This window comes from Pseudomonas sp. RtIB026, from assembly GCF_016861355.2.
GTDB lineage: Bacteria > Pseudomonadota > Gammaproteobacteria > Pseudomonadales > Pseudomonadaceae > Aquipseudomonas > Aquipseudomonas peradeniyensis.
In genome coordinates, this window is the sequence record NZ_AP023348.2 from 3,464,619 (window position 1) to 3,486,808 (window position 22,190).

The window sequence follows — 22,190 nt, forward strand, 5'->3', positions numbered from 1 at the left end:
GAGCCGACCATGCCCCGGGCAATCTGGAAAGGTGCGATCAGCTTCGGCCTCGTGCATATCCCCGTCTCCCTCAACACCGCCGTGCGTACCGAACGCGTCGACTTCGACTGGCTCGACAAACGCAGCATGGAGCCGGTGGGCTACAAGCGGGTGAACAAGGTGACCGGCAAGGAGATCGACAAGGCGCACATCGTCAAGGGTGTGGAGTACGAGAAGGGCCGCTATGTGGTGATCAGCGAGGAGGAGATTCGCAAGGCCCGGCCCGAGGCGACCCAGACCATCGAGATCTTTTCCTTCATCGATGCCGGGGAGATCCCGCTGCAACAGTTCGACACGCCTTACTACCTGAGCCCTGACCGCCGCGGCGGCAAGGTCTACGCCTTGCTGCGCGAGACCTTGCACAGCACCGGCAAGGTCGCCCTGGCCACCGTGGTGCTGCACACCCGCCAGCACCTGGCGCTACTGCGCCCCCTGGAGGACGCGCTGGTGATGATCACCCTGCGCTGGCCCGAGGAGGTGCGCGGCCTGGAGTCGCTGGAACTGGACAAGAGTGTGACCAACAGCAAGCTGGACAAGCGCGAACTGGACATGGCCAGGAAGCTGGTGCAAGACATGAGCGGGCCATGGACGCCCGACAAGTACCATGATGCCTTTCGCCAGACCATCCTCGACCTGGTGGAAGAGAAGGCCAGCAAGGGCAAGATCGAGACCGTGGACAAAGGCGAGGGCGCGCCGGCGGAGAAGGGCGCGGACATCATCGACCTTACCGAGCTGCTCAAGCGCAGCCTGGGTGGCAAGGCCAGGGCGAAGAAACCGGCGACCAAGCGACCGCGCAAAGCGTCATAGCGGTTGCGCAGAGGTTACGGCAGTTACCCTTCCAGTCCATTCAGGTAGTCCCCGAAGCCCTGGCGAGCGCGGCTGTCCCGGCGACTGCTGGTGGCCACGCTGTGCGCCGCCGTCCAGACGATCTGCGCGCCACTGGCCTCGAGGGCCAGCACCAGTTGCACATCTTCGTGGGCCGGCAACGGCTGGAATCCGCCGACGCGCTCATAGGCCTTGGTGCAGACGCCCAGGTTGGCGCCGTGAATATGCCGGTGCCCGTCCCGGGCCTGGTAACGGCTACGGTACAACTGGCGCAGGGCGGCGCCGTGCCAGGGCTGCCAGCGCTCGATGTGCACCGTGCCGCAAACCGCGTCGGCATGCCATTGCAGTTGCGACACCAGCCAGTGCCCAGGCACGCGACTGTCGGCATCGGTAAAAGCCAGCCACTGGGCGCCGCGCTCGATCATCCACGCCGCGCCCAGGCGCCGGGCGAAGCCGACGTTGCCGGCCTGCAGTTCCAGGGTGTGCACGCCATGACGACGAGCGATGCGCGCGCTGGCGTCGACGCAGCGATCGAGCACCACCAGCACCTCGACCTCCAGGCCCGCCGCCTCGGCCCGCGCCACCGCCAGCTTGACGGCGGCCAGGCAGTGCCCGAGGCGGCGGGCCTCGTTGTGGGCCGGAATGATGACGGCGATCATGGGCAGGTCTCGCCCAGGTCCACGACGCTGGGCTGGCACGACCAGTACTCGAGCAGGAAATCCGCCTCCTCGTGGCGCAGCAACGGGTACAGCGGCAGGTGTCGGGCCAGCAGGGCATGGACCTCACGGCCATCCTGCGGGCAACCGGCGATGGGATGGCGCCAATGGCAGGCCAGCAGGCCGCCGTCATGGCTCAGGCTGGCCACCGATTGCTCGATCACCTGCAGCCACTCGGTGGGGTCCAGGTAGTAGCCGATCTCGCTGAGCACGATCAGGTCGAACTGCCCGCCCGGCCAATCGCCCGGCAGGTGTCCCTGTTCGACGCGGGCATGGCTCACGCCTGCCAGCCGCTGGCGGGCCAGGGCCACGGCGGTGGCGTCGATGTCCTGGCACAGCAGGTCGGCGCAGCGCCCGGCCAGCAGGACGCTCAATTCGCCGTTGGCGCAGGCCGGCTCGAACACGCGCGCGTAGCACTGGCGCGGCAGGCTGGCCAGGGCCAGGTCGCGCTTGCGTCGTTCGTACCAGCGGGTGCGAAAGGCCCACGGGTCATCGTTGCCGGCATACAGGTCGGCGAAGTACTGCGCGTCGAGGCTCATGGCGACTCCATTGACAGGAAGACCAGTTCGAAGGGTTGCAGCAGGCAGGCCTGCAGCTGTTCGGGCAGTACCGGCGGACGATCGCCATCGGGCTGCAACTGGCTGGCATGGGCGGCCAGGGCCTCGCGCTTGCGCGCCAGGCGCGTTTCGTCGAGCTGGAGGCGATATGCCTGGGGCCAAGGCAGGCGCGGATCGTCGGGAACGGCCCAGTGCCAGGCCCACACGGGTACTTCGGCCAACTGCGCGCGGCGCGACTGGGCCGCTCGGGCGCAGGCGCGGCCGGCGGCTTCATGATCGCAGTGCCCATCGCCACGCCAGGTGGTCAGCAGCAGGTCGTCGGGTTGGAGCAACTGTTCCAGGTGCGTGACCAGGAAAGCCTCGTCGCGTGGCAGGGCGCCGTCCTTGAGATTGAGTCGTCGCCAATCGACGCGGTTGAGGTCCAGCTCCAGCTTGTGCAGGGCATGGCGGCTCTCAAGGGGGCGCTGATGGCGCAGGCGGTGCTCGGTCCACTGGCTGGAATGCGGATGGCTGGCCTCGCCGTTGGTGGCGGAAATCAGCACCAGGTCCTGTTCCCGGCCGTGGAAGCTGGCCAACAGGCCGCCGGCCATGAGGATTTCGTCGTCCGGGTGCGGCGCCAGCAGCACCAGCCGTCTGCCGGGCGGGCACAGTCGGTCGGGTGTCAGCCAGGTGGCCCGGGCCAGGTGCGCGGATTGCTGCCAGGCGCTCCATGGCGTGCCGTCAGCGGTCTGAATCAGATTCTGGCTCATAGTTGCCATGCTCCTGCAGGCATGTCGGTCAGTTGCCGCCCCAGCTCGGCCAGGTCGCGTTCTGCGTGACTTTGCCGCAGGTATACCGGCAGGTCGGCGCTGAGCCGGGCAAAATGGCTGCTGCAACAGAACGGTGTGGCGCCCAGCGCCCGGCCGACATGCTGGATGACCAACTCGACCGCCTGCTCGACCTGGGCGCGGGTGCGGCGTACCTCGAAACTGGCATCGTCGTGAGGGTGCCGGTCGATCCAGGCGGCGCATTCGCGCAGGGCGGCACGGGCCCCGAACAAGGCGGCATCGACCGCGCCCAGGTGGGCATCGGCGTGCGGGTCGGGCCGGGGTTTGCGGCAGTGTTCGCGCAGGTAGTCCGCCAAGGCTTCGGCGGCGCCGTACCAGCAGGCGGCGATGCCCGCGCCGCCGTGCCAGAAGCCCGGACGGGACAGGTACTGGCCGGGCTTGCCGATGGCCAGCCCCGGCGAGTCGTCCAACGCGATGGCGACACTGGTGGTGGCGGCCATGCCGACGGCCTGCCAGTGGTCGGCATGGATGCGCTGGCTGGGATGGCGCAGCTCGATGGCCACCAGTTGAGGCTGGTCGTCTTGCCAGGCGGTCAGCAGCGCACGGTCGATCTGTAACGCCCCCGAACACCAGGCCTTGCGGCCTTGCAGGCGAACCTGCTCGCCGTTCCGTTCGACGATGAGGGTGCGGGCATCCGGCGGTTCGGCAGCCCACACGCCCCAGGTCCCTTCACCGGCATGATGAGCGGCGCCGCACTCGGCAAGGATCGCCAAGGCGTCGGTATGGCCTTCGTAGAGTTTGGCCAGGCTGAGATCGCAAGCGGCGACCCGCGCCAGGGCCCGCCAGCGCTCCAGTGTCTGCCCCTGGCCCGGCAAGGGCAGCAGGTCGAGGTGTTCGCGCTGCAGAGCCTGCAGCAGCTCCGGCAGCAAGGGTTCGAGTTCGAGGGGCTGCGAACGGGCAGCGAGCCGGTGCAGCAGCTGATCGAAACGGGTCGGGTCCATCAGGCGCCCCCCAATTGCTTGCGCATGCGCACGGTGATCGACTGACGGGTCCTGGCCATGTCGGCCCACGGATCGTCCACCTCGGCAAGGCGGGCCTGCAGGTTGCCGATGTTCCATTGGTTGGCGCCTTTGAGCTGAGTCAGTTCCTCGCGCCAGATCGGCACCGACACTGGCAATCCCTCGCGGGCGCGCAGCGAGTAGGCGGCCACGGTGGTGGCGCCCTTGCCGTTGCGCAGGTAGTCGATGAAGATCCGCCCGACCCGGTTCTTTGGCCCGGACACGGCGCTGAGGCGGTCAGGGAACAGGCCGGCCATGTGCTCGACCAAGGCATGGCTGAAGTCCTTCACCTCGTCCCAACCGGCGCGCCGGGTCAACGGCACGACGAGGTGCATGCCCTTGCCGCCGCTGGTCTTGAGGAACACCTTCAGGCCCAGCTCATCGAGCAGGGTGAGGGTCAGTTGGGTGGCCTCGAGCATGGCCTTCCAAGGCAGTGCGGGATCAGGGTCGAGGTCGAGGACGAAGCGGTCGGGCTTGTCGAAGTCCTTGGTGGTGGCATTCCAGGTGTGCAGTTCGAGGGTGTTCATCTGCACCGCGCCCAGCAGGCTGTCGGCGCGGTTGAGCACCATGGCCGCCTGGCCGGCCTGGGCCTTGCTGTAGCTGAGCACGTGGGGGATATGCAGCTGGCCGGCGTTCTTCTGGAAGAACAGCTCGCCGCCCAGGCCATCCGGTGCCCGGACCAGGGCTACAGGCCGATCCTTGAGCTGTGGCAGCAGCCAGTCGGTGACCTGGGCGTAGTACTGTGCGACCTGGCGCTTGGTGGCCCCGGTGGTTGCGTCGACCACGCGGTCGGGGTGGGTCAGGCGCAGGGTGCCCAGGCCCTCGGGTTGTGCTGCGTGCTTGGCGGGCATCGCTGGCTCCAGGTCGATGGCAGTGGCGGGCTTGTCGTCGCGCAGGCCGTGGAACACCGAATGGCGCACGATGCCTTCGCGGGTCATCTGGGCGTAGGCGACTTCCGCCAGCAGTTGCGGTTTGAGCCAGTGCACGCCGCGGGCTTCGGCTCCGGTGGGAGGGCTGGCCAAGGGCGGCTTGGCGGTCTGCAGCGGTTTCAGTCGGGTGAGGATGCTGTCCAGGGTGGCGGCGCTGAAGCCGGTGCCGACCTTGCCGGCGTAGCGCAGCTGGCCGCTGTCATGGTCGTGCAGGGCCAGCAGCAGGGCGCCAAAGCTGTGGCGGCTGCCCTTGGGGTCGGTATAGCCGACGATCACGAATTCCTGGCGCTGCTTGCACTTGAGCTTGATCCAGTCGCTGCTGCGCCGGCCGACGTAGGGGCTGTCGGCACGCTTGCCGATCAGCCCCTCGAGTTCCAGCCGACAGGCGCTGTCGAGCAGCGAGTCAACCGGCTCGTTGAAATCGGTGGAATACCTGAGCAGCGGCGAAGCGTTGTCTTCCAGCAGCTTGGCCAGGGTGGCGCGACGGGCCTGTAGCGGCAGTTCGCGCAGATCCTCGCCGCCCAGCCAGGGCAGGTCGAACAGGTAATAGGTGATGCGTTCGTCGTGCTCGGAGTCGAAGGCGTTCTGCAAGGCCTGGAAATCGGCCACGCCGTTGTCGTCGACCACCACCATCTCGCCGTCCAGCCACGCCGTGTCGACCCCCAGTGCCTTGAGCGCCTTGACCTGACGAGGCATCTTCGCACTCCAGTCGTGGCCATTGCGGGTAAACAGGCGTACGTCGTCACCGTCGATGCGCGCCAGGATCCGGTAGCCATCGAACTTGACTTCGTAACGCCAGTCGCCGCTGGGAGGTGAGTCAAGCAACGTCGCCAGTTGTGGCTGGAGCAGCGCCGGCAGGGCTTTGCGACCGGCCTTGCGCTTGCGCGTGGAAGCGGTTGCCTTGGTCGGGCGCCGCGGTGGCAGGGTGCGGTCGCTAAGCACACTGTCCGGCAGGGCCTCGACGATGCGGTAGTCGGATTCGCTGCGCGCCTGTCCGTCATGGGATTTGACCAGCATCCACTGCTCTTTCTTGCCGGCCAGGTGGGTGCGGAACAGGTTCCAGATTCCCGACAGCTTCTCGCCTTGCAGGCGAAAGCGCAGCTTGCCCTTGGCATAGGTTTCATGCGGATCGCCCTCGGGCTCCCAGACACCCCGGTCCCAGACGATCACATCACCGGCGCCGTAATGGCCTTCGGGAATGTGTCCTTCGAAGTTGGCGTAGTCCAGTGGGTGATCTTCCACGTGCACCGCCAGGCGCCGGACCTTGGGGTCGAGCGAGGGCCCCTTGGGGATCGCCCAGCTCTTGAGAGTGCCGTCGAGTTCCAGGCGAAAGTCGTAATGCAGGTGGCTGGCATCGTGCTTCTGGATGCAGTACTGCAGCGCGTGGGCCGAGCGTGGCCTGGCGCGCTTGCCAGCCGGCTCGGGCGTGGCGTTGAAATCGCGCTTGCGCTGGTACTCCTGCAGGGGCTTGGCCATGGCGGGCTCCGGGACGGTTCGCGGGGTCTCAGGATTGGGAGGCGGCGGTGCGGCGCGGAGTTCAAAAAAAGCGCGGGGCGGTGCCTTTTGAAGAAACTCTGAATCATTGCTTGGTGGGGGCAGTCGACCGTGTGAAGCCCACTGACGGAGAACGTTCATGCCTAGACCCGATGACCCAAGACCGCAGGTTGATATAGACGACACCGAGGACCGCATGGGCAGTGTCCACGAGCTGGATTTCAGCGAGCGCCGCGATGAGCGCCAGGGGCGTGTCGGCGACGAGCGTCCGGCGCGGGAGATCGCCGAGGACTACCCGCCCCGGCGCGTCGCCGAAAGCGGCATGACCGGTGGCGAGACCCTGGGCGACAGCCTGCACGAGGACAATGTCACCCTCGACGATTTGAGCCCGGATACGCTGTTCGATGAAACCGGCGCTCGAGACCCGCATGAACCTGGCACAGGCAGCGGACCTGCCGACCAGACCCTGCGCCAGGTGGAGGCCCACGAGATCGGTGGTGGCATCGGCCTGGACGAGGCCGAACTGGCCCGCTCGGCGCCGTTGGATGGTGAGCCGTGGGCCGATGTGGTGGTGCCTGATGACGACAGGAGAGAGCCGTGATGAATGAGCAACGCTGTTCCTGCAACCACTGTTCCTGCACCGTGGATGCCAATGCCGTGGTCCAGGATGGCAAGGCCTATTGCTGCGAAGCCTGTGCGACGGGGCATCGCGATGGGGAGCCTTGTCGTATGGCCGATTGCAAATGTGGTGAGATGACCCGGCCGAAGGAGAGTAATGTCGATAACGCGCTGGATGAAACATTCCCGGCGAGTGATCCTATATCGCCATAAGGTTCTTTCACTCTCGACGGCCCTTTCGTTGAAATCTCCGGTGAAGAGCGAATTGCTACATCAATGTACGCACAGCAGCAGTAGTTATTTTGATCTTGATCTTGATCTTGCTTCTAAGTGCGCGATAGTTCAGACGCCGCCAATTGCGACTTCAGGAGGCCGAGCGGAGTTCTTGCGGAGGGAGGTGACGGCCATGGATGGCCGTCAAGCGCTGCGCCCCAGGATGGGGCGTTCAGCGCGGTCCTCCCGGGAGCAAGAACGAAGCGAGGGAACCCCGGAGCGAAGCGTAGGGGCCGGATGATGGAGCGAGGATTTTTTGGTTCCTTTTTGATCCTTCAAAAAGGGACCCGCCGTAAGGGCGGAAAGGTGACTTTGCGTCACCATCGCAAATGAATGCGCCTATAACTTTCAATACACATGCTCTAGAAGTCAAAGTCAAAGTCAAAGTCAAAATCAACGTCGGCCGGTGCTGGTTTTAAGGGTTGTAAGTGCATTCATTTGCAATGTCGACGCATAGTCACCTTTTCGCCCTTACGGCGAGTTCCTTTTTGAAGGATCAAAAAGGAACCAAAAAATCCTCGCTCCATTCATCCGGCCCTCCGCTTCGCTCCGGGTCCCCTCACTCCGGCCTTGCTCCCGGGAGGACCGCGCTGCAGGGCCCATCCTGGGCCCCAGCGCTTGACGGGCATCCATGCCCGTCACCTCCCTCCGCAAGGCCTGCGTTCGGCCTCCTGAAGTCGCGAAGGTACGGGCGGCGCCTGGGCTGACGCAGCTGTCGCTAGCGGGCTATGGGGTTAAAGTTTTGATCGGCAACAGCAACAGCAACGGCAACGGCAACGGCATAGCGCTGAGCTTGCCTCGTTGGGACTTCGGCGTTGTTGCGCTCACAATCGCTACGCGCCTGGCCCAAGCTCGGGGTGTCGCAGTGATAGGTGATGATCCGCGCATCCTTGGGCACGGCAGGGCGGGTGGAGGGCTCGCCACGCCCTGTGGCATCGGGGTTGGCCAAGTACCTCCCAGGCCCGAAGGCCCTTCAGCGCTTGTCGAGGGCCGGCCCGGCCTGTTGGCGCAAGGCCTTGGCGCGCTTCTCGAGGATCAGGTAGGTGACCACCGCCAACAGCAGCGGAATCAGGTAGTACAACGTTCGATAACCCAGCAGCGCGGCGACCAGCGTGCCCTGGCCGAGCTGGCCGTGGAGCAGGGCGAGGAACACGGCCTCCAACACGCCAAGCCCGGCGGGAATATGCGCGACCACGCCCGCCACGCAACTGATCAGCAACACGCCCAGCACCGATGGGTAGAACAGTTCCGGCGGCAGCAGCAGGTGGATCAGCGCCGCCATCAGCGCCCAGTTACTGGCCCCCAGGGCCACCTGGCACAGCGCCAGGCGCAGGCTCGGCAGGGTGATTTCGTGCCCTCGCAGGTCCCACGTTCGCCGCTTGGCGAAGGCACAGGCGAACAGGTAAGCCAACGCGACCGCCACCATCAGCACGCCTATCAGACGCAGGCCGCCGGCGCCCACCGCCCAGCTATCCGGCAGCTTGACCAAGCCCAACGCGAACACCGTTCCGGCCAACAGCAGGTAACCCATCCAGTTGGTCAACAGGCCCAGGGTGAGGATGCGCGTGATGGTCGGGGTATCCAGCCCCAGCCTGCCGTACAGGCGATAGCGCAGGGCCACCCCGCCGACCCAGGTGGTAAAGTTGAGGTTGAACGCATAGCAGACGAACGCCACCGGCAGCACCTGGCGGGCCGGCAGGCGATGGCCGGTGTAGGCGCGGGCGAGCAGGTCGTAGCTGGCGAACACCAGATAGCTGCACAGGGCCAGCAGCAACCCCAGGGCCAGGGTCGAGGGTCGGTAGGCCAGCAGTGACTGGCGCACTTCGTTCCAGTCCAGGTTACGCGCCAGGGTGAACAGCAGCACCGGGATCAACACCAGGAACAGTACGGTCAGCAGGCGTTTGCCCCAGGTCTTCCAGCGTGGCGTGGCCATCAGGTCTTGCCCCCGTGGTAGTCGGCCGGGGCCTCGCTGGCGGCTTGCAGCGACTGCAGGCGCTGCCGATGCGCGGGGAACCAGCCGGCGATACGCGGGAAATAGCGGGTGATGTGGAAACCCAGGAAAATCAAGGGTGCGCGCCACCAGTAGCCACGCACCATGCGCTCCAGCGTCACGGTCTTGCAGTGTTCGCGGGTGAGCTCGCTCAGGTGTTGGTAGAGCACGTCGTTGAACGCCCGGTCGCGGATCAGCAGGTTGGCTTCGAGGTTGAACGACAGGCTCAGCGGGTCGAGGTTGCTCGAGCCCACCGTGGACCAGTCGTCGTCCACCAGCGCCACCTTGCCGTGCAACGGACGCTGGCAGTACTCGTGGATACGTACGTCGTCGCGCAGCAGGTAGTTGTAGAGCAGCCGCGAGAGGGCGCGTACCCAGCGCATGTCTGGTTGCCCCTGGAGGATCAGGGTCACCTCGACCCCGCGCCGGGCGGCGTTGCGCAGTTCGCGTAGCAGGCGATAGCCGGGAAAGAAGTAGGCGTTGGCCACGACGATACGTTGCCTGGCCTCACGGAAAACCTGCAGGTAGCAGACCTCGATATCGTTGCGATGGCGCCGGTTGTCGCGCTCCACCAGCACGGCGCTGGCCGGGCCTGCGGCGGTGCAGGTCGGCTCTACCCGGCTGGTGGTATCCAGCACTGGTGCGAGCATGCGGCAGGAGGATGCGTGCACCTGGGCCACCACCGGGCCGACGACCTCCACGGCGTAGTCCTGCTTGGCCTGCGGACCGAAATCGCCGAGGTGGTCGGCGCTGTAGTTGATGCCGCCGATGAACGCGCGTTGCCCGTCGATCACCAGGATCTTGCGGTGCAGGCGGCGGAACAGGTTGGTGCGCATGCCGGCCAGCCGTGGTTGCGGATCGAACGAATGGAAACGCACCCCGGCCTCGGTCATCGAGGCGATGAAGTCGTCGGGCAGGTCCGCGGTGCCGTAGCCGTCCACCGCCACCTCGACCCGCACCCCGCGCCGCGCGGCGTCGATCAGGGCCTGGCGCAAGGGTTGGCCGACCTTGTCGTCGTAGATGATGAAGGTTTCCAGGAGGATTTCCTTGCGCGCCTGGGCCACGGCCTCGAACACGCGCGGGTAGTACTGCTCGCCATTGATCAGCAGTTCGACACGGTTGCCGTCGCTCCAGGACTGCTTCATAGCGTCACCTGCGCCACCAGCGGGGCATGGTCGGAGAGGTGCGACCACGGGTACCTGGCCAACACTTGCGCCTCGCAGGCCTGAGCATTGCGCAGATAGATGCGATCCAGGCGCAGCAGGGGCAGGCGGGCGGGAAAGCTGCGCGCTGGCTTGCCAAAGGCTTCGCGCAGATGGCCCGACAGCCGCGCATCCGCTTTCAGGCGCCAGTCGTTGAAGTCGCCAGCGACGATGACCGGTTCGTCCGCCGGCAGGCTGTCGAGCAACGCCAGCAGCAGGTCGACCTGGCGCTGGCGATGGTCTTCGCGCAGCCCCAGGTGCACGCAGATCGCGTGGATCTGCTCATGGCCGGGTACTTCGAGCTGGCAGTGCAGCAGACCGCGCTCCTCGTTGCCGTGGATCGAGACGTCCAGGTTGTCGTAGGCGCGGATCGAAAACTTCGACAGCAGGGCGTTGCCATGATCGCCATGGGGATAGACCGCGTTGCGCCCGTAGGCGAACTGCGGCCACATGCTGTCGGCGAGAAATTCGTACTGTGGGGTCTGCGGCCAGGTGGGGTGGCGCTCGGCATGCTGTTGATGGCTGCCGTGGACCTCCTGCAGAAACACCAGGTCGGCGCCTGTCGAGCGGACCGCCTCGCGCAGCTCCGGCAGGATGAAGCGGCGGTTGAACAGGGTAAAGCCCTTGTGCACGTTGAGGGTCAGCACCGTCAGGCGGTGCACGGCGCTGACCTTGTCGATGATGCAGCGGGGGGCGGGCAGGGTCCCGTTCATAGCGCCCCCTGGCACAGTCCCCTGGGGTAGAAGCCCTTGCGCCATGGGCCATAGCGCCAACCGGAAATACCAATGCGGATCTCGCTCACGAGGGCTTCCTACGTTCGTGTACTTATCAGTAGCGACCGGTAGCGGAGCGAGAGGGTTCAGCAGGATTGACGAGTGGCGCTGGCTGGGAAACCGGTTCACCTCTGGCATGATGACCATGCTGCACCAAGGTGCCGTCATCCGTCGGATTGTTCCTCGGGTGGCACCTGGCCTTCCGGCCAGTCGGGTACCTCATGTTCCGGAGCGGGCGTTGGGACCTTTTCGCCGGGATCGTGCGGTACTTCATCGACATAGGGGTCTGGATGGTTGGGGTCGATCATTGCTGTTACCTCGTTAAAGCATTCGCGGCCTCACATACCGGCAGGACCGGAACCGTTCGATACGATCCAGGGCGAACGCTGTCGCCCTGGTTGGACCCCTTCGGAATCAGCGTTCCTTGTCCATGCCCTGGTCTTGGTCGCGTTGTTGACCACCGACTTTTCCAGTGTCGGTAAGGTTCTCCCTGTCATCAGGCTGTTCCACCGATTGCCCGCCTTGTCGCCCGGTATCCTGGGACTGCGCCCAATCCTTGTCGGTCTTGTCCTCAGGCCGTTGACCGCCTTGCTGGCCGCCTTTCTGCCGGTCGGTCATGTCGCCTGCTGAGCCGTGGCCGCCTTGTTGGCCGGCGTTGCCCATGTTGTTGTCGGCGCTACGGTCGCCGCCCTTGTCCTGATTGTTAGCCATGATGGCTTACCTCTGGTCGAACACAGGAAGGTCTGTGTTCAGTTATGACTGGGCTGTCAGTCATCGCAGTAAAAATATTCTCGGTTTTTCGGACCAGTTGCCTGAAGGACCGCGAGGCAAATATTTAGCGGGTGAACAACAGCAGTGCAGGGAGGCGCCCTGCACTGTGAGAACACCTGCCGAAGGGGGCGAGAAAAACCGGAACTTTGCCCGCCTTGTGGGTCTCCACCGCATGCCGGCGTGCAAATCGAGGTGAGTCCATGAACAGCGACAACGATACCGACGACAATCGACCACAATCCCCGGTGCAACCGGAGGATGACGAGCCGCAGGTGCAATCAGACGACCCGGACATAGGCCAGCCTGGCGAAGCCGGGCAATCGGCCTGAAGGAGATCCAGCCATGAAATTCGACCGGTTTGCCCAATGGCTGGCCAACCACAGTGGACGCCCGGTGACTTTCGCCATCGCATTGATGCTGATCATCGCCTGGGGCGTGAGCGGGCCGTTGTTCCACTTCAACGATACCTGGCAACTGGTGATCAACACCTCGACCACGATCATCACCTTCCTGATGGTGTTCCTTATCCAGAACACCCAGAACCGCGACAACGATGAGTTGCACATCAAGATCGACGAGCTGCTGCGCACCACCAAGCGGGCGCACAAGGCACTGCTCGACCTCGAGGACATGGGGCCGGCCGAACTGCATGCGCTGCGCAAGCATTACCAGCGAATGGGCGAGCACGACACGACGGTGCCGGGCAGTGACTCTGCGCAAAAGAACACGCCTGACTGACCCTGGAGGACGACATGGCCAGACACATCATCCACTACACCGGCCCGATCAACTCCGCGACCTGCGGCAACCTGATCAGTACCTGCTCCAAGGCTTTGCAGCAGGGCGCCGAGGTATTGCAGCTGAATATCGCCACCATGGGCGGCGAGTGCAGCTACGGTTTCACCCTGTACAACTTCCTGCGCGCCTTGCCGGTGCCGGTGCATACCCACAACCTGGGCACGGTCGAATCGATGGGCAATATCCTGTTCCTTGCCGGTGTTCACCGTACGGCCTGTGCCTGCAGCAAGTTCCTGTTTCATCCCTTCCACTGGACCTTGCACGGTTCGGTAGACCATGCGCGCATGGCCGAATACGCCATGAGCCTGGACTACGACCTGCGCCTGTATGCGCAGATTGTTGCCGAGCGGACCGAAGGTGCCAGCGAAGTGCTCGACGTGCCGCGTTATTTGATGGCCTATCCGCGCATCCTGGAGCCGCAGGAGGCGCTGGCCAGCGGGATGATCCATGCCATCGACGAGTTGCCGATCGCTGCGGATGCGGTGCAATGGAGCGTGCATGCGTGAGCCCGGACGGCCTGCGCGGCGGGACCAGGCAAACCAATCCGGGCAACTTTGTAATGGGCTGGCCCTCCCTTCAGTCTGCCTGACAATTTATTGAATTTTCATGGAACACCACGATCAGTCAAAGAGTCATCCATGGAGAAGAGGAGGGCCTGCGGCAATGCCAAGTCCCCAGCTGTACACCATTGAATATCGGCTGCACGGAGAGCCGCGGCGGTTCATCATCCGCCAGGAACACATGGACAACGCCGAAGCCTGGCACTGGGCCAGTTGCGATGCGGGATTGGGGATCATCCCGAAGTTCGGACGGGAAAAGATCAAAAAGGTCAGCCGGCCGATGGCCGAGCGGCATGGCATTACCGATGTGCACTGGCGGGTGTGAACCCGCGCAGGGAACAACGCCCGACAGCGAGTCACATATCCTGTGGGAGCGGGTTTACCCGCGAATAAAGCAACGCGGTATATGGCACCGGCTGCGCCGGTGTTCGCGGGTGAACCCGCTCCCACAGGGCCCCGCGACAGCTGACAGCCCGATCTGCGCTTAATTGCCCGAATATTTGACCGCCGCCGCCGTGCGGGTCGGCACATTGAGGGTCTTGAGCAGCGAAGACACATGAATACGCACCGTGAACGGCGAGATATCCAGCGCACGTGCGATCTCCTTGTTGGTCTTGCCTTGGGCGATCAGGCGCAACACGTCCTGCTGGCGGTGGGTGAGCTGTTCCAGCTCGCTGGAAGCCCCCAGTTGCGGCAGCAGGCCGCTGGGCAGGTAGTTGACCACCACCTCGCCGGCGCGGATGGCGAGGATGGCCGTGCCGATCTCCGCGGGGCTGACGCTCTTGCCGATGAAACCATCGACGCCGGCGGCCATGACTTCGCAGATCACCTCCGGGTCGTCGACCATCGACACCACGATCAGCGTGGTACGCGGCAGTTGCCGGCGCAGCTCGGCGAGGCGACCGATGCAGGTCAGGCCGGGAAAGCGCAGATCGAGGATCAGGGTATCGGGCGTTGTGCCCAGGGTCGCCAGGCGCAGCACGTCGGCCAGGCTGCCGGCTTCCTCCAGCCGGGCTTCGGGCAGGATGCGCCGCACGGTGTTGACCATGGCTTCCCTGAACAGCGGATGGTCATCTGCCACGATGATGCGACAACTCACGTCGAGGAACTCCCTGTCGTCCGACACATGCTAATTTAGCAGTCAACTGCGGCATTTTCCCATGATGCTTGCCGCAAATGCCGACTGGCGCACAAGGACGTTACCCCATGAAGTTCGAAAAGAACAACGAACTGGACCAGGCCAACCTGCGCATCATCGTCGCCTCCTGCGCGATCAGCTACGTGGCGCTGCTGGGCTTCCTGCCGGGTCGCTCGCCGGCCACCTATCTGCCGGTGATACTCTACTACGCCGCTTTCGTGGTGGTTTCGATCGGCATGCGCCAGGCTATCAAGCGCTGGCCGGGGCATTATCCGGCGCGGCGGATCTTCGGCATGCTCGGTGACTACACCGGCACCAGCTTCGGCCTGGTGGTCGGCGGCGAAACCGCGCTGCCGCTGTATGCGGTGATGGTGTGGATCAACCTGGGCAACGGCATGCGCTTCGGTTCGCGCTACCTGGCCATTGCCACTGTGCTGGCCCTGGGGGCGTTGTTGGTGGTTTGGCGGCTGACCCCCTACTGGCAGGAGCAGCCGTTTCTACTGCCGATGCTGCTGACCACCAGCACCCTGATCCCGTTCTATGCCCACCTGTTGCTGGAGCGCACGCGCAAGGCCACGGCCCTGGCCGAGGCCGCGACCCGCGAGAAATCCCGCTTCCTGGCCCAGGCCAGCCACGACCTGCGCCAGCCGATCCACTCGATCGGCCTGTTCACCGCCTGCCTGCGCGAGGCACGCCTGGGCGAGGAGGAGCGGCGCCTGGTGGACAGCATCGACCGCTCGCTGCTCAACGTCTCGCAGCTGTTCCGCTCGATTCTCGACCTGTACACCCTGGACAACGGCCGGGTGCAGCCGAAATGGGAGACCTTTGCCGTGGACGGCTTCCTGCGCGAGCTGCTGCGCCAGAACAGCGAGGCGGCGCGCTGGGCCGGGGTCGAGATGCGCCTGGTGCCGAGCCGTCACTGGATCCGCGCCGATCCGGGCATGCTGGCGACCATGGTGCAGAACGTGTTGTCCAACAGCTTCAAGTACGCCACCGGACGCCGGTTGCTGATCGGCGTGCGGCCTTGCGGGCAGGGCCTGGCCATCGTTGTCTGCGACCAGGGTCGGGGGATTGCCGAGGAGCACCAGGACCGGGTGTTCGAGGAGTTCTACCGGGTGCGCGAGGCACGCGACAAGGATGTCGAGGGGGTTGGCCTGGGTCTGGCCATCGTCAAGCGCCTGGGGCGGTTGATGGGCCTGCAGGTCAGCCTGCGCTCGCGCCTGGGGCATGGCACCTGCGTGACCCTGCAGGGGTTGGCCAGGGCCCCTGCGCAAGTGCCGCGGGCCACGCTTGAGCAGGCCGTGCAGGCGGGCCTGCTCACCGGGCTGCGGGTGTGCCTGGTGGAGGACGACCACAACGTGCTGCAGGCCACCAGTGCCTTGTTGCAACGCTGGGGGTGCGAGGTGCAGGCCGAGAGTTCGCCCCATGGCCTGGTCAGCGACTGTGATGTGATCGTCGCCGACTATGACCTGGGACCGCAGGCTACCGGCATTGACTGCATCGACCAGTTGCGCGCGCAGCGCGGTGCCGATGTGCCGGCGCTGATCATGACCGGTCACGACATCGACAGGCTGCAGGGCGCCTTGCACGCGCGGGGTATCGCGGTGCTGGCCAAGCCGGTGCGACCTGCCGAGTTGCGCGCGGCGTTGCGCGCCCTGCGCGAGACGGCAGCGGCGCCGGCGGTTCAGGCCGGCGCTTGAGGGTGTCACTGGAAGACGGGGGCCTGGCCTTCCTTCCAGCAAGTTGGTGACGGGGTGTAGATGCCCATGCCGGCCACGGCGACCAGACCGCCGCTGGGCACCTGGCAGTCAAACTGGCCCTTGGAGGTGCTGGCGGTGAAGTAGGTGGTATTGGAGTCGCTGCGCAGGTTGCTGACCTTGCTTACCGGCACGCCGAGGGTGACCTCGGTACGCTGCTTGAGGGTGTCGGCGCTGGGGCTGGCGGTCTGGCAACCGGCCAGGGTGGCGAGGCCGGCAAGCAGGACCAGGGACTTGAAGGGGAAGGACATGGGGATCATCGCGTTGCTTCCTTGGCATTGTTCTCGGTACGGCGCACCCACCGCCAGGAAGGGGGGCTGGCTATGGGGCGATGGGCCGACTATAGCGCCGAGGGAGCATTGCGCGATGTAGGGCGGATGTGCGAGGTGGCATAGTGATGGCAATTTCAAGGTGTTGAGACTTGGCGTCCGGCTTGGAATTGCCGGGGCTGCTTTGCAGCCCTTTCGCGGCACGAGGCCGCTCCTACAAGGGGGCGCGAATCTCCTGTAGGAGCGGCCTTGTGCCGCGAAAGGGTCGCAAAGCGACCCCAGTAATCGCAAGACCTTGAAAGGGATGGCCGCCTATCGCCAAGCCCCTCGCAACCCAACCACGCTCACCGCTTCACCACCAACGTCAAGATGTCATAACTGGCCACCAGCTCACCCAGCTGGTTGGTCACCTCCACATCCCACGCCACCACCCCTTGCGCCTGCCCCTGCGGACTGGTCTTGCCCTGGTCGATCTTGCGCTTGCAGGTCAAGCGCGCCTGGATGGTATCGCCGATCCCCACCGGGGTAATGAAGCGCAGGGTGTCCAGGCCATAGTTGGCCAGCACTGGCCCTTCGCCCGGAGAAACAAACAACCCGGCCGCCGCCGACAGCACGAAGTAACCGTGGGCGATGCGCTTGCCGAACTGCGACTGCTTCGCCGCGATCTCGTCGAAGTGCATGTAGAAGTGATCGCCCGACAGGCAGCCGAAGTTGACCAGGTCGGCCTCGGTCACGGTGCGGCGGTGGGTCAGCAGCGATTCGCCGATGCGCAGGTCGTCAAAATGACGGCGGAACGGGTGCACCTCGGTCTCGATCACCTCGGCGCCGCGCACGTATTCGCCGGTCACCGCCATCAGCATGCTCGGCGAGCCTTGCACGGCGGCACGTTGCAGGTAGTGCTTGACCGCGCGCAGGCCGCCCAGCTCCTCGCCACCGCCCGCACGGCCGGGGCCGCCATGCTTGAGCTGCGGCAATGGCGAGCCATGGCCGGTGGATTCCTTGGCCGCCTCGCTGTCGAGCACCAGCAGCCGCCCGTGCCAGGCCGCCGCCACCGGAATGGCCTTGGCCGCCACGGCGCGGTCGGCGGTGACCAGCGATGCCACCAGGCTGCCCTTGCCGCGGGCGGCCAGGGTCAGGGCTTCGTCGAGGTCGTCGTAGGCCATCAGCGTGCTCACCGGGCCGAACGCCTCGATATCATGGGCGCCGCCCTCGGCATGCGGGTCGCGGGCCAGCAGCAGGGTCGGGGCGAAGAACGCGCCTTCGGCCACGCCTTCACCCACCGGGGTGAAACCGTCACTGGCCCCCAGCAACTGCTCGCAGCTGTCCAGCAATTGGCACACGCGCTCGCCGACATCGCGCTGCTGGTCGTGGGAGGCCAGCGCGCCCATGCGCACGCCTTCGACCGCAGGATCGCCCACCATCACCTTGCGCAGCCGCTCGCGCAGGCGGGTGGCCACCGCGTCGATGTGTTTGGCCGGGACGATGGCGCGGCGGATCGCCGTGCATTTCTGCCCGGCCTTGGTGGTCATTTCCCGCGCTACTTCCTTGATGTACAGCTCGAACTCCTCGCTGTCGGGGCCCGCGTCCGGGCCGAGGATGGCGCAGTTCAGCGAGTCGGCCTCGGCGGTGAAGGGCACCGAGTTGCGGATCAGGTTCGGGGTGACGCGCAGCTTGGCCGCTGTGTCGGCGGAGCCGGTGAAGGTCACCACGTCCTGGCCTTGGAGGCGGTCGAGCAGATCGCCCGTGCTGCCGATCACCAGTTGCAGGCTGCCGGCCGGCAACAGGCCCGATTCGTTCATCAGGCGCACCACGGCTTCGGTGAGGTAGCTGGTTGAGGTGGCGGGTTTGACGATGCACGGCATGCCGGCGAGGAATGTCGGGGCGAACTTCTCCAGCATGCCCCAGATCGGGAAGTTGAAAGCGTTGATATGCACGGCCACGCCTGCGCGCGGCACCAGGATATGACTGCCGGCGAAATGGCCTTGCTTGCCCAGCGCGATTGCCGGGCCTTCATGCACCAGGTTGCCCGACGGCAGTTCGCGCCGGCCCATGCTGGAATAGGCGAACAGCGTGGCGTTGCCGCCCTCGATGTCGATCCAGCTGTCGGCGCGGGTGGCGCCGCTGTGGTGGGACAGGGCGTAGAGCTGCTCCTTGCGCTCGGCCAGGTACAGCGCCAGGGCCTTGAGCCGGGCGGCGCGCTGCTGGAAATCCATGGCCAGCAGCTGCTTGAGGCCCTGGGCCCGAGCGAAATCCACGGCCTCGGCGAAGTCCGGGCGTTCTTCGTGGCTGTAGGCCAGGATATGGCCATCCAGGGCGCTGCGCAGGGCCTGGGCGCCGTGCTGGCCGATCCAGCGGCCGGCGATGAAGCTTTGCAGGGTAGGGGCGGCGGACATGCTGTTCTCCTTTGAAGGGGCGCGGTTACCACAGCGCCAGGGTGTAGCCGATGATCAGGCGGTTCTCGTCCACGGCATTGGTCAGGCCGTTGCCGGAACGGAAAGTGACGTTGCGCCAGCGCAGGCTGACGTCCTTGAACGGGCCGCTCTGGATGACGTAAGTGATGTCGGTGTCGCGTTCGCGCTCGCGGCCATTGCTGAGCGTGGCGGTTTCGGCGTGGCGACCGTCGGTGTAGCGGGTCATGAAACTCAGCCCGGGGATGCCCAGGGCGACGAAGTCGTAGTCGTAGCGCAGCTGCCAGGAGTCGAGCCCGGCGCGGGTGAAGGTGTTGTAGGTGACCAGGTTGACGGTGTACGGATCGCCGCCGTTGAGGAACGGAAAGGCGCTGTCGCCGGACATCTGCTGCCAGGTGGCGGTGAACTTGTGGGCCTTCACGCCCAGGGTGAACATGGCGTTGAAGTTGCGGTTGTCGATGCGCCCGGCGCGCTCGGCACCGTCGCCGCGGCTGTCGAAGTAACGCAGGTCGCTGCGCAGGCTGACACCTTCGGCCAGGGGCTGGGTGTGCAGCAAACCGACGTATTGCTGGCGGTAGATGTCTTCGAGCTTGGCGTAGTAGTAGCTGACGCTGGCCTGCGGGGTGATGGCGTAGCTGCCGCCGCCGAAGTCGAAGTGGTCGCTGCTGGCGGCGCCGTAGCCGATGTCGTCGCGCCCGGAGGAGTCGCGCAGGTTGGCCTTGGTCAGGCGGCCTCCGTTGAAGGTCAGGCCGTCCAGCTCCTGGCTGGTCAGCAGGCCACCCTGGAAGGTCGAGGCCAGCAGGCGGGTGTCGTTGTACACCACCACCGGCAGGATCGGCTGCAAGGTGCCAAGGCGCAGGGTACTCTTGGACACCCGCAGCTTGCCGGTCAGGCCCAGTTCGCTGTAATCGTCCACCGGTTCCAGGCTGCGTGGCCCGTAGGGCAGCAGGCCGGTGTTGCGCCGGTCGCGGCTGGAGTCGAGCTTGATGCCCAATTGGCCCATGGCGTCCACCCCGACGCCGACCGGCCCCTCGGTGAAACCCGATTCGAAGCGGGCGGTGAAGCCCTGGCCCCATTCCTCGGCCTTGCTCTGCGGGGCGTTGCCCTGGCGGAAGTCGCGGTTGATGTAGTGGTTGCGCAGTTCGAGGCGTGCGTGGCTGTCAGCGACGAAGTCCGCCATGGCCGGCAAGGGCAGGGCGAGGGTGGCCAGCCAGGCGGCTGACTTGAGGTGCGTGCGGTTCATTGTTGTTGTACCCGACATTTTTATTGTTCTTGAGGTCAGTGCTTGCTGGCGCCGGCGGCGCCGATACCGGTCATCGAGCGAATGAACTGGGCCAGGTAGCGCCCACGTTCTTCGCGCGCCCGCTCTGAGCTGTCGGTGACCGAGAAGGCCCAGGCGGCGAGGAAGGCCAGCGACATGGAGAACAGCGCCGGGTTGCTATAGGGGAACAGCGCCCGCTCGTTGTGCAGCACGTTGACCCACACCGCCGGCCCCAGCACCACCAGGACGATGGCCGAGACCAGCCCGGCCAGGCTGCCGCCCACCGCGCCGCGAGTGGTCAGGCCTTTCCAGAACATCGAGAGCAGCAGCACCGGGAAGTTGACCGAGGCGGCCACCGCCAGCACCAGGCCGGAAAGGAAGGCGATGTTCTGCGACTCGAACAGCAGCCCCAGCAGCACCGCGAACAGGCCGATCCCCAGGGTGGCCAGGCGCGAGACGCGCATCTCTTCCTGCTCGCTGGCCTGGCCCTTGCGCACCACGCAGGCGTACAGGTCGTGGGACACCGCCGAGGCACCGGACAGCGCCAGGCCCGCGACCACGGCGAGGATGGTGGCGAAGGCCACCGCCGAGATGAAACCGAGGAACAGGTTGCCGCCCACGGCCTGGGCCAGGTGCACCGCGACCATGTTGCCGCCGCCGATGATCGCCCCGCTGGCGTCGCGGTAGGACGGCTCGGTGCCGACCATGACGATGGCGCCGAAGCCGATGACGATCAGCAGCAGGTAGAAATAGCCGATGAATCCGGTGGCGTAGAACACGCTCTTGCGCGCTTCCTTGGCATCGCTGACGGTGAAGAAGCGCATGAGGATATGCGGCAGGCCGGCCGTGCCGAACATCATGCCCAGGCCCAGGGAGATGGCGTCCACCGGGTTTGACAACAGCGCTCCCGGCGCCATGATCGCCTGGCCCTTGGCGTGCACGGCCACGGCGCTGGCGAACATCGCCTCGGTGCTGAAGCCGAAGTGCCTGAGCACCATGAAGGCCATGAAGGTGGTGCCCGACAGCAGCATCACCGCCTTGATGATCTGCACCCAGGTGGTGGCGAGCATGCCGCCGAAGGTGACGTACAGCACCATCAGCACGCCCACCAGCATCACCGCGTACAGGTAGCTGATGCCGAACAGCAGCTCGATCAGCTTGCCGGCGCCGACCATCTGCGCCACCAGGTACATCAGCGCCACGGCCAGGGTGCCGAAGGCCGAGGTCAGGCGCACCGGGGCCTGGGCCAGGCGGTAGGAGACCACGTCGGCGAAGGTGTACTTGCCCAGGTTGCGCAGGCGCTCGGCGATCAGGAACAGGATGATAGGCCAGCCGGCCAGCACGCCCAGGGCGTAGAGCAGGCCGTCGTAGCCGTTCATGAACATCATCGCCGAGATGCCGAGGAAGGAGGCGGCGCTGATCATGTCGCCGGCGATCGCCAGGCCGTTCTGCATGCCGGTCAGGCCGCCGCCGGCGGTGTAGAAGTCGCTGGCCGAGCGGGTGCGCAGGGCGGCCCAGCGGGTCACCAGCAGGGTGAAGCCGACGAACACCAGGAACATCGAGATGGCGGTCCAGTTCATCGCGCGCACTCCTGCTTGACCACCTCGTTGAGCGGGTCGATGACGCGGTTGGCGCGGTGCATGTAGATGCCGGTGAGGGCGAAGGACAGCAGCACCATCAGCACGCCCACCAGCATGCCGACACTGGTCACGCCGCCGCTGAGCGATTGCCCGAGCACGCCGGGGGCGAAGGCCACCAGCAGGACGAAACCGTAGTAGGCGACGAGCATGGCCAGGGTCAGCGAGCCGTTGAGGCGGCGCTTGCGCTGGATCAGTTGCACGAAGGCGGGGTGCTTGCTGATGGATTCGAGGTGTTCGGGTGTCATGGGGAGCGTTCTCTCTGGCTGTTGTAATTGTTTTTTCAGGTCACGCGGGTGTTGCCGGTATCTGTGTTGGCTTCTTCGCGGGTAAACCCGCTCCCACAGGGA

At 65.6% G+C, this 22,190-nt stretch carries 24 protein-coding genes; 8 read left to right on the plus strand and 16 right to left on the minus strand.

Annotation, left to right across the window (positions count from 1 at the left end; all coding sequences use genetic code 11):
• The first annotated feature begins 9 nt into the window (after nt 1-9).
• Nucleotides 10-846: a Ku protein gene (locus tag PRtIB026_RS15465; protein ID WP_203646678.1), complete on the plus strand. Its 837-nt coding sequence runs from the start codon at nt 10-12 to the stop codon at nt 844-846.
• Between the two features lie 23 nt (nt 847-869).
• Here the strand turns inward: PRtIB026_RS15465 and PRtIB026_RS15470 are convergent, their stop codons facing one another.
• Genes PRtIB026_RS15470 through ligD form a run of 5 tightly spaced genes read right to left on the minus strand, consistent with a single transcriptional unit; the run spans nt 870 to nt 6,367 of the window.
• Nucleotides 870-1,523 carry a glycosyltransferase gene (locus tag PRtIB026_RS15470; protein WP_203646677.1) on the minus strand — a complete coding sequence of 218 codons (654 nt, stop codon included), beginning with the start codon at nt 1,521-1,523 and terminating at the stop codon, nt 870-872.
• The gene (locus PRtIB026_RS15475; RefSeq protein ID WP_203646676.1) at nt 1,520-2,119 is read right to left on the minus strand and encodes a class I SAM-dependent methyltransferase; all 600 of its coding nucleotides are present in this window, start codon (nt 2,117-2,119) and stop codon (nt 1,520-1,522) included. Before PRtIB026_RS15475 ends, PRtIB026_RS15470 begins: the two co-directional genes overlap by 4 nt.
• Complete coding sequence (locus PRtIB026_RS15480) at nt 2,116-2,886, minus strand: PIG-L deacetylase family protein (RefSeq protein WP_203646674.1); 771 nt, start codon at nt 2,884-2,886, stop codon at nt 2,116-2,118. Before PRtIB026_RS15480 ends, PRtIB026_RS15475 begins: the two co-directional genes overlap by 4 nt.
• Nucleotides 2,883-3,905, minus strand: coding sequence for an acyl-CoA dehydrogenase family protein (locus PRtIB026_RS15485; protein ID WP_203646673.1), 1,023 nt, complete (start codon nt 3,903-3,905; stop codon nt 2,883-2,885). Before PRtIB026_RS15485 ends, PRtIB026_RS15480 begins: the two co-directional genes overlap by 4 nt.
• Entirely contained in the window at nt 3,905-6,367 is a 2,463-nt protein-coding gene (ligD, locus tag PRtIB026_RS15490; RefSeq protein ID WP_267812448.1) for a DNA ligase D, read from the minus strand. The genes PRtIB026_RS15485 and ligD overlap by 1 nt, the downstream gene beginning before the upstream one ends.
• Before the next feature lie 157 nt (nt 6,368-6,524).
• On the opposite strand from ligD, the gene PRtIB026_RS15495 reads away from it, so the two are divergent.
• Both PRtIB026_RS15495 and PRtIB026_RS15500 read left to right on the plus strand, forming a co-directional pair.
• The gene (locus tag PRtIB026_RS15495) at nt 6,525-6,986 is read left to right on the plus strand and encodes a phosphotransferase system, HPr-related protein (RefSeq protein WP_203646672.1); all 462 of its coding nucleotides are present in this window, start codon (nt 6,525-6,527) and stop codon (nt 6,984-6,986) included.
• Nucleotides 6,986-7,216: a metallothionein gene (locus PRtIB026_RS15500; RefSeq protein ID WP_203646671.1), complete on the plus strand. Its 231-nt coding sequence runs from the start codon at nt 6,986-6,988 to the stop codon at nt 7,214-7,216. Before PRtIB026_RS15495 ends, PRtIB026_RS15500 begins: the two co-directional genes overlap by 1 nt.
• A gap of 1,033 nt (nt 7,217-8,249) precedes the next feature.
• Here the strand turns inward: PRtIB026_RS15500 and PRtIB026_RS15505 are convergent.
• From PRtIB026_RS15505 to PRtIB026_RS15525, 5 genes are all read right to left on the minus strand, one after another.
• The gene (locus PRtIB026_RS15505) at nt 8,250-9,209 is read right to left on the minus strand and encodes a lysylphosphatidylglycerol synthase domain-containing protein (protein ID WP_267812452.1); all 960 of its coding nucleotides are present in this window, start codon (nt 9,207-9,209) and stop codon (nt 8,250-8,252) included.
• On the minus strand, nt 9,209-10,411 hold the full coding sequence (clsB, locus tag PRtIB026_RS15510) for a cardiolipin synthase ClsB (RefSeq protein ID WP_203646670.1): 1,203 nt from the start codon (nt 10,409-10,411) through the stop codon (nt 9,209-9,211). The genes PRtIB026_RS15505 and clsB overlap by 1 nt, the downstream gene beginning before the upstream one ends.
• A complete protein-coding gene (locus PRtIB026_RS15515) occupies nt 10,408-11,181 on the minus strand; it encodes an endonuclease/exonuclease/phosphatase family protein (RefSeq protein WP_267812453.1) in 774 nt (257 codons plus the stop codon). Before PRtIB026_RS15515 ends, clsB begins: the two co-directional genes overlap by 4 nt.
• A 224-nt stretch (nt 11,182-11,405) precedes the next feature.
• Nucleotides 11,406-11,549, minus strand: a complete 144-nt coding sequence (locus PRtIB026_RS15520; protein WP_203646669.1) for a hypothetical protein — start codon at nt 11,547-11,549, stop codon at nt 11,406-11,408.
• A 106-nt stretch (nt 11,550-11,655) separates the two neighbouring features.
• Nucleotides 11,656-11,952 carry a hypothetical protein gene (locus tag PRtIB026_RS15525; RefSeq protein WP_203646668.1) on the minus strand — a complete coding sequence of 99 codons (297 nt, stop codon included), beginning with the start codon at nt 11,950-11,952 and terminating at the stop codon, nt 11,656-11,658.
• Nucleotides 11,953-12,212: 260 nt separating this feature from the next.
• On the opposite strand from PRtIB026_RS15525, the gene PRtIB026_RS15530 reads away from it, so the two are divergent.
• The 4 genes from PRtIB026_RS15530 (at nt 12,213) to PRtIB026_RS15545 (ending at nt 13,695) form a co-directional block, all read left to right on the plus strand.
• Nucleotides 12,213-12,341: a hypothetical protein gene (locus PRtIB026_RS15530; protein WP_267812455.1), complete on the plus strand. Its 129-nt coding sequence runs from the start codon at nt 12,213-12,215 to the stop codon at nt 12,339-12,341.
• A gap of 13 nt (nt 12,342-12,354) precedes the next feature.
• A complete protein-coding gene (locus PRtIB026_RS15535; protein ID WP_203646667.1) occupies nt 12,355-12,750 on the plus strand; it encodes a low affinity iron permease family protein in 396 nt (131 codons plus the stop codon).
• 14 nt (nt 12,751-12,764) lie between these two features.
• Nucleotides 12,765-13,316: an ATP-dependent Clp protease proteolytic subunit gene (locus PRtIB026_RS15540; RefSeq protein WP_203646666.1), complete on the plus strand. Its 552-nt coding sequence runs from the start codon at nt 12,765-12,767 to the stop codon at nt 13,314-13,316.
• A gap of 157 nt (nt 13,317-13,473) precedes the next feature.
• Nucleotides 13,474-13,695 carry a DUF6555 family protein gene (locus PRtIB026_RS15545; protein WP_186713273.1) on the plus strand — a complete coding sequence of 74 codons (222 nt, stop codon included), beginning with the start codon at nt 13,474-13,476 and terminating at the stop codon, nt 13,693-13,695.
• 159 nt (nt 13,696-13,854) lie between these two features.
• Here the strand turns inward: PRtIB026_RS15545 and PRtIB026_RS15550 are convergent, their stop codons facing one another.
• Entirely contained in the window at nt 13,855-14,469 is a 615-nt protein-coding gene (locus tag PRtIB026_RS15550) for a LuxR C-terminal-related transcriptional regulator (protein ID WP_203646663.1), read from the minus strand.
• 107 nt (nt 14,470-14,576) lie between these two features.
• Between PRtIB026_RS15550 and PRtIB026_RS15555 the strand changes: the two genes are divergently transcribed.
• Nucleotides 14,577-16,208, plus strand: coding sequence for a hybrid sensor histidine kinase/response regulator (locus tag PRtIB026_RS15555; protein WP_203646661.1), 1,632 nt, complete (start codon nt 14,577-14,579; stop codon nt 16,206-16,208).
• A 5-nt stretch (nt 16,209-16,213) separates the two neighbouring features.
• Here PRtIB026_RS15555 and PRtIB026_RS15560 read toward each other — a convergent pair whose 3' ends face one another.
• From PRtIB026_RS15560 to PRtIB026_RS15580, 5 genes are all read right to left on the minus strand, one after another.
• Nucleotides 16,214-16,525, minus strand: coding sequence for a hypothetical protein (locus PRtIB026_RS15560; protein WP_232856177.1), 312 nt, complete (start codon nt 16,523-16,525; stop codon nt 16,214-16,216).
• 353 nt (nt 16,526-16,878) lie between these two features.
• The gene (gene paaZ, locus PRtIB026_RS15565; protein ID WP_203646659.1) at nt 16,879-18,927 is read right to left on the minus strand and encodes a phenylacetic acid degradation bifunctional protein PaaZ; all 2,049 of its coding nucleotides are present in this window, start codon (nt 18,925-18,927) and stop codon (nt 16,879-16,881) included.
• A 25-nt stretch (nt 18,928-18,952) separates the two neighbouring features.
• Nucleotides 18,953-20,185, minus strand: coding sequence for an OprD family porin (locus tag PRtIB026_RS15570; RefSeq protein WP_203646657.1), 1,233 nt, complete (start codon nt 20,183-20,185; stop codon nt 18,953-18,955).
• A gap of 35 nt (nt 20,186-20,220) precedes the next feature.
• Nucleotides 20,221-21,783, minus strand: coding sequence for a cation acetate symporter (locus PRtIB026_RS15575; RefSeq protein WP_244670900.1), 1,563 nt, complete (start codon nt 21,781-21,783; stop codon nt 20,221-20,223).
• A complete protein-coding gene (locus PRtIB026_RS15580) occupies nt 21,780-22,088 on the minus strand; it encodes a DUF485 domain-containing protein (protein ID WP_110736998.1) in 309 nt (102 codons plus the stop codon). Before PRtIB026_RS15580 ends, PRtIB026_RS15575 begins: the two co-directional genes overlap by 4 nt.
• Nucleotides 22,089-22,190: the final 102 nt, after the last annotated feature.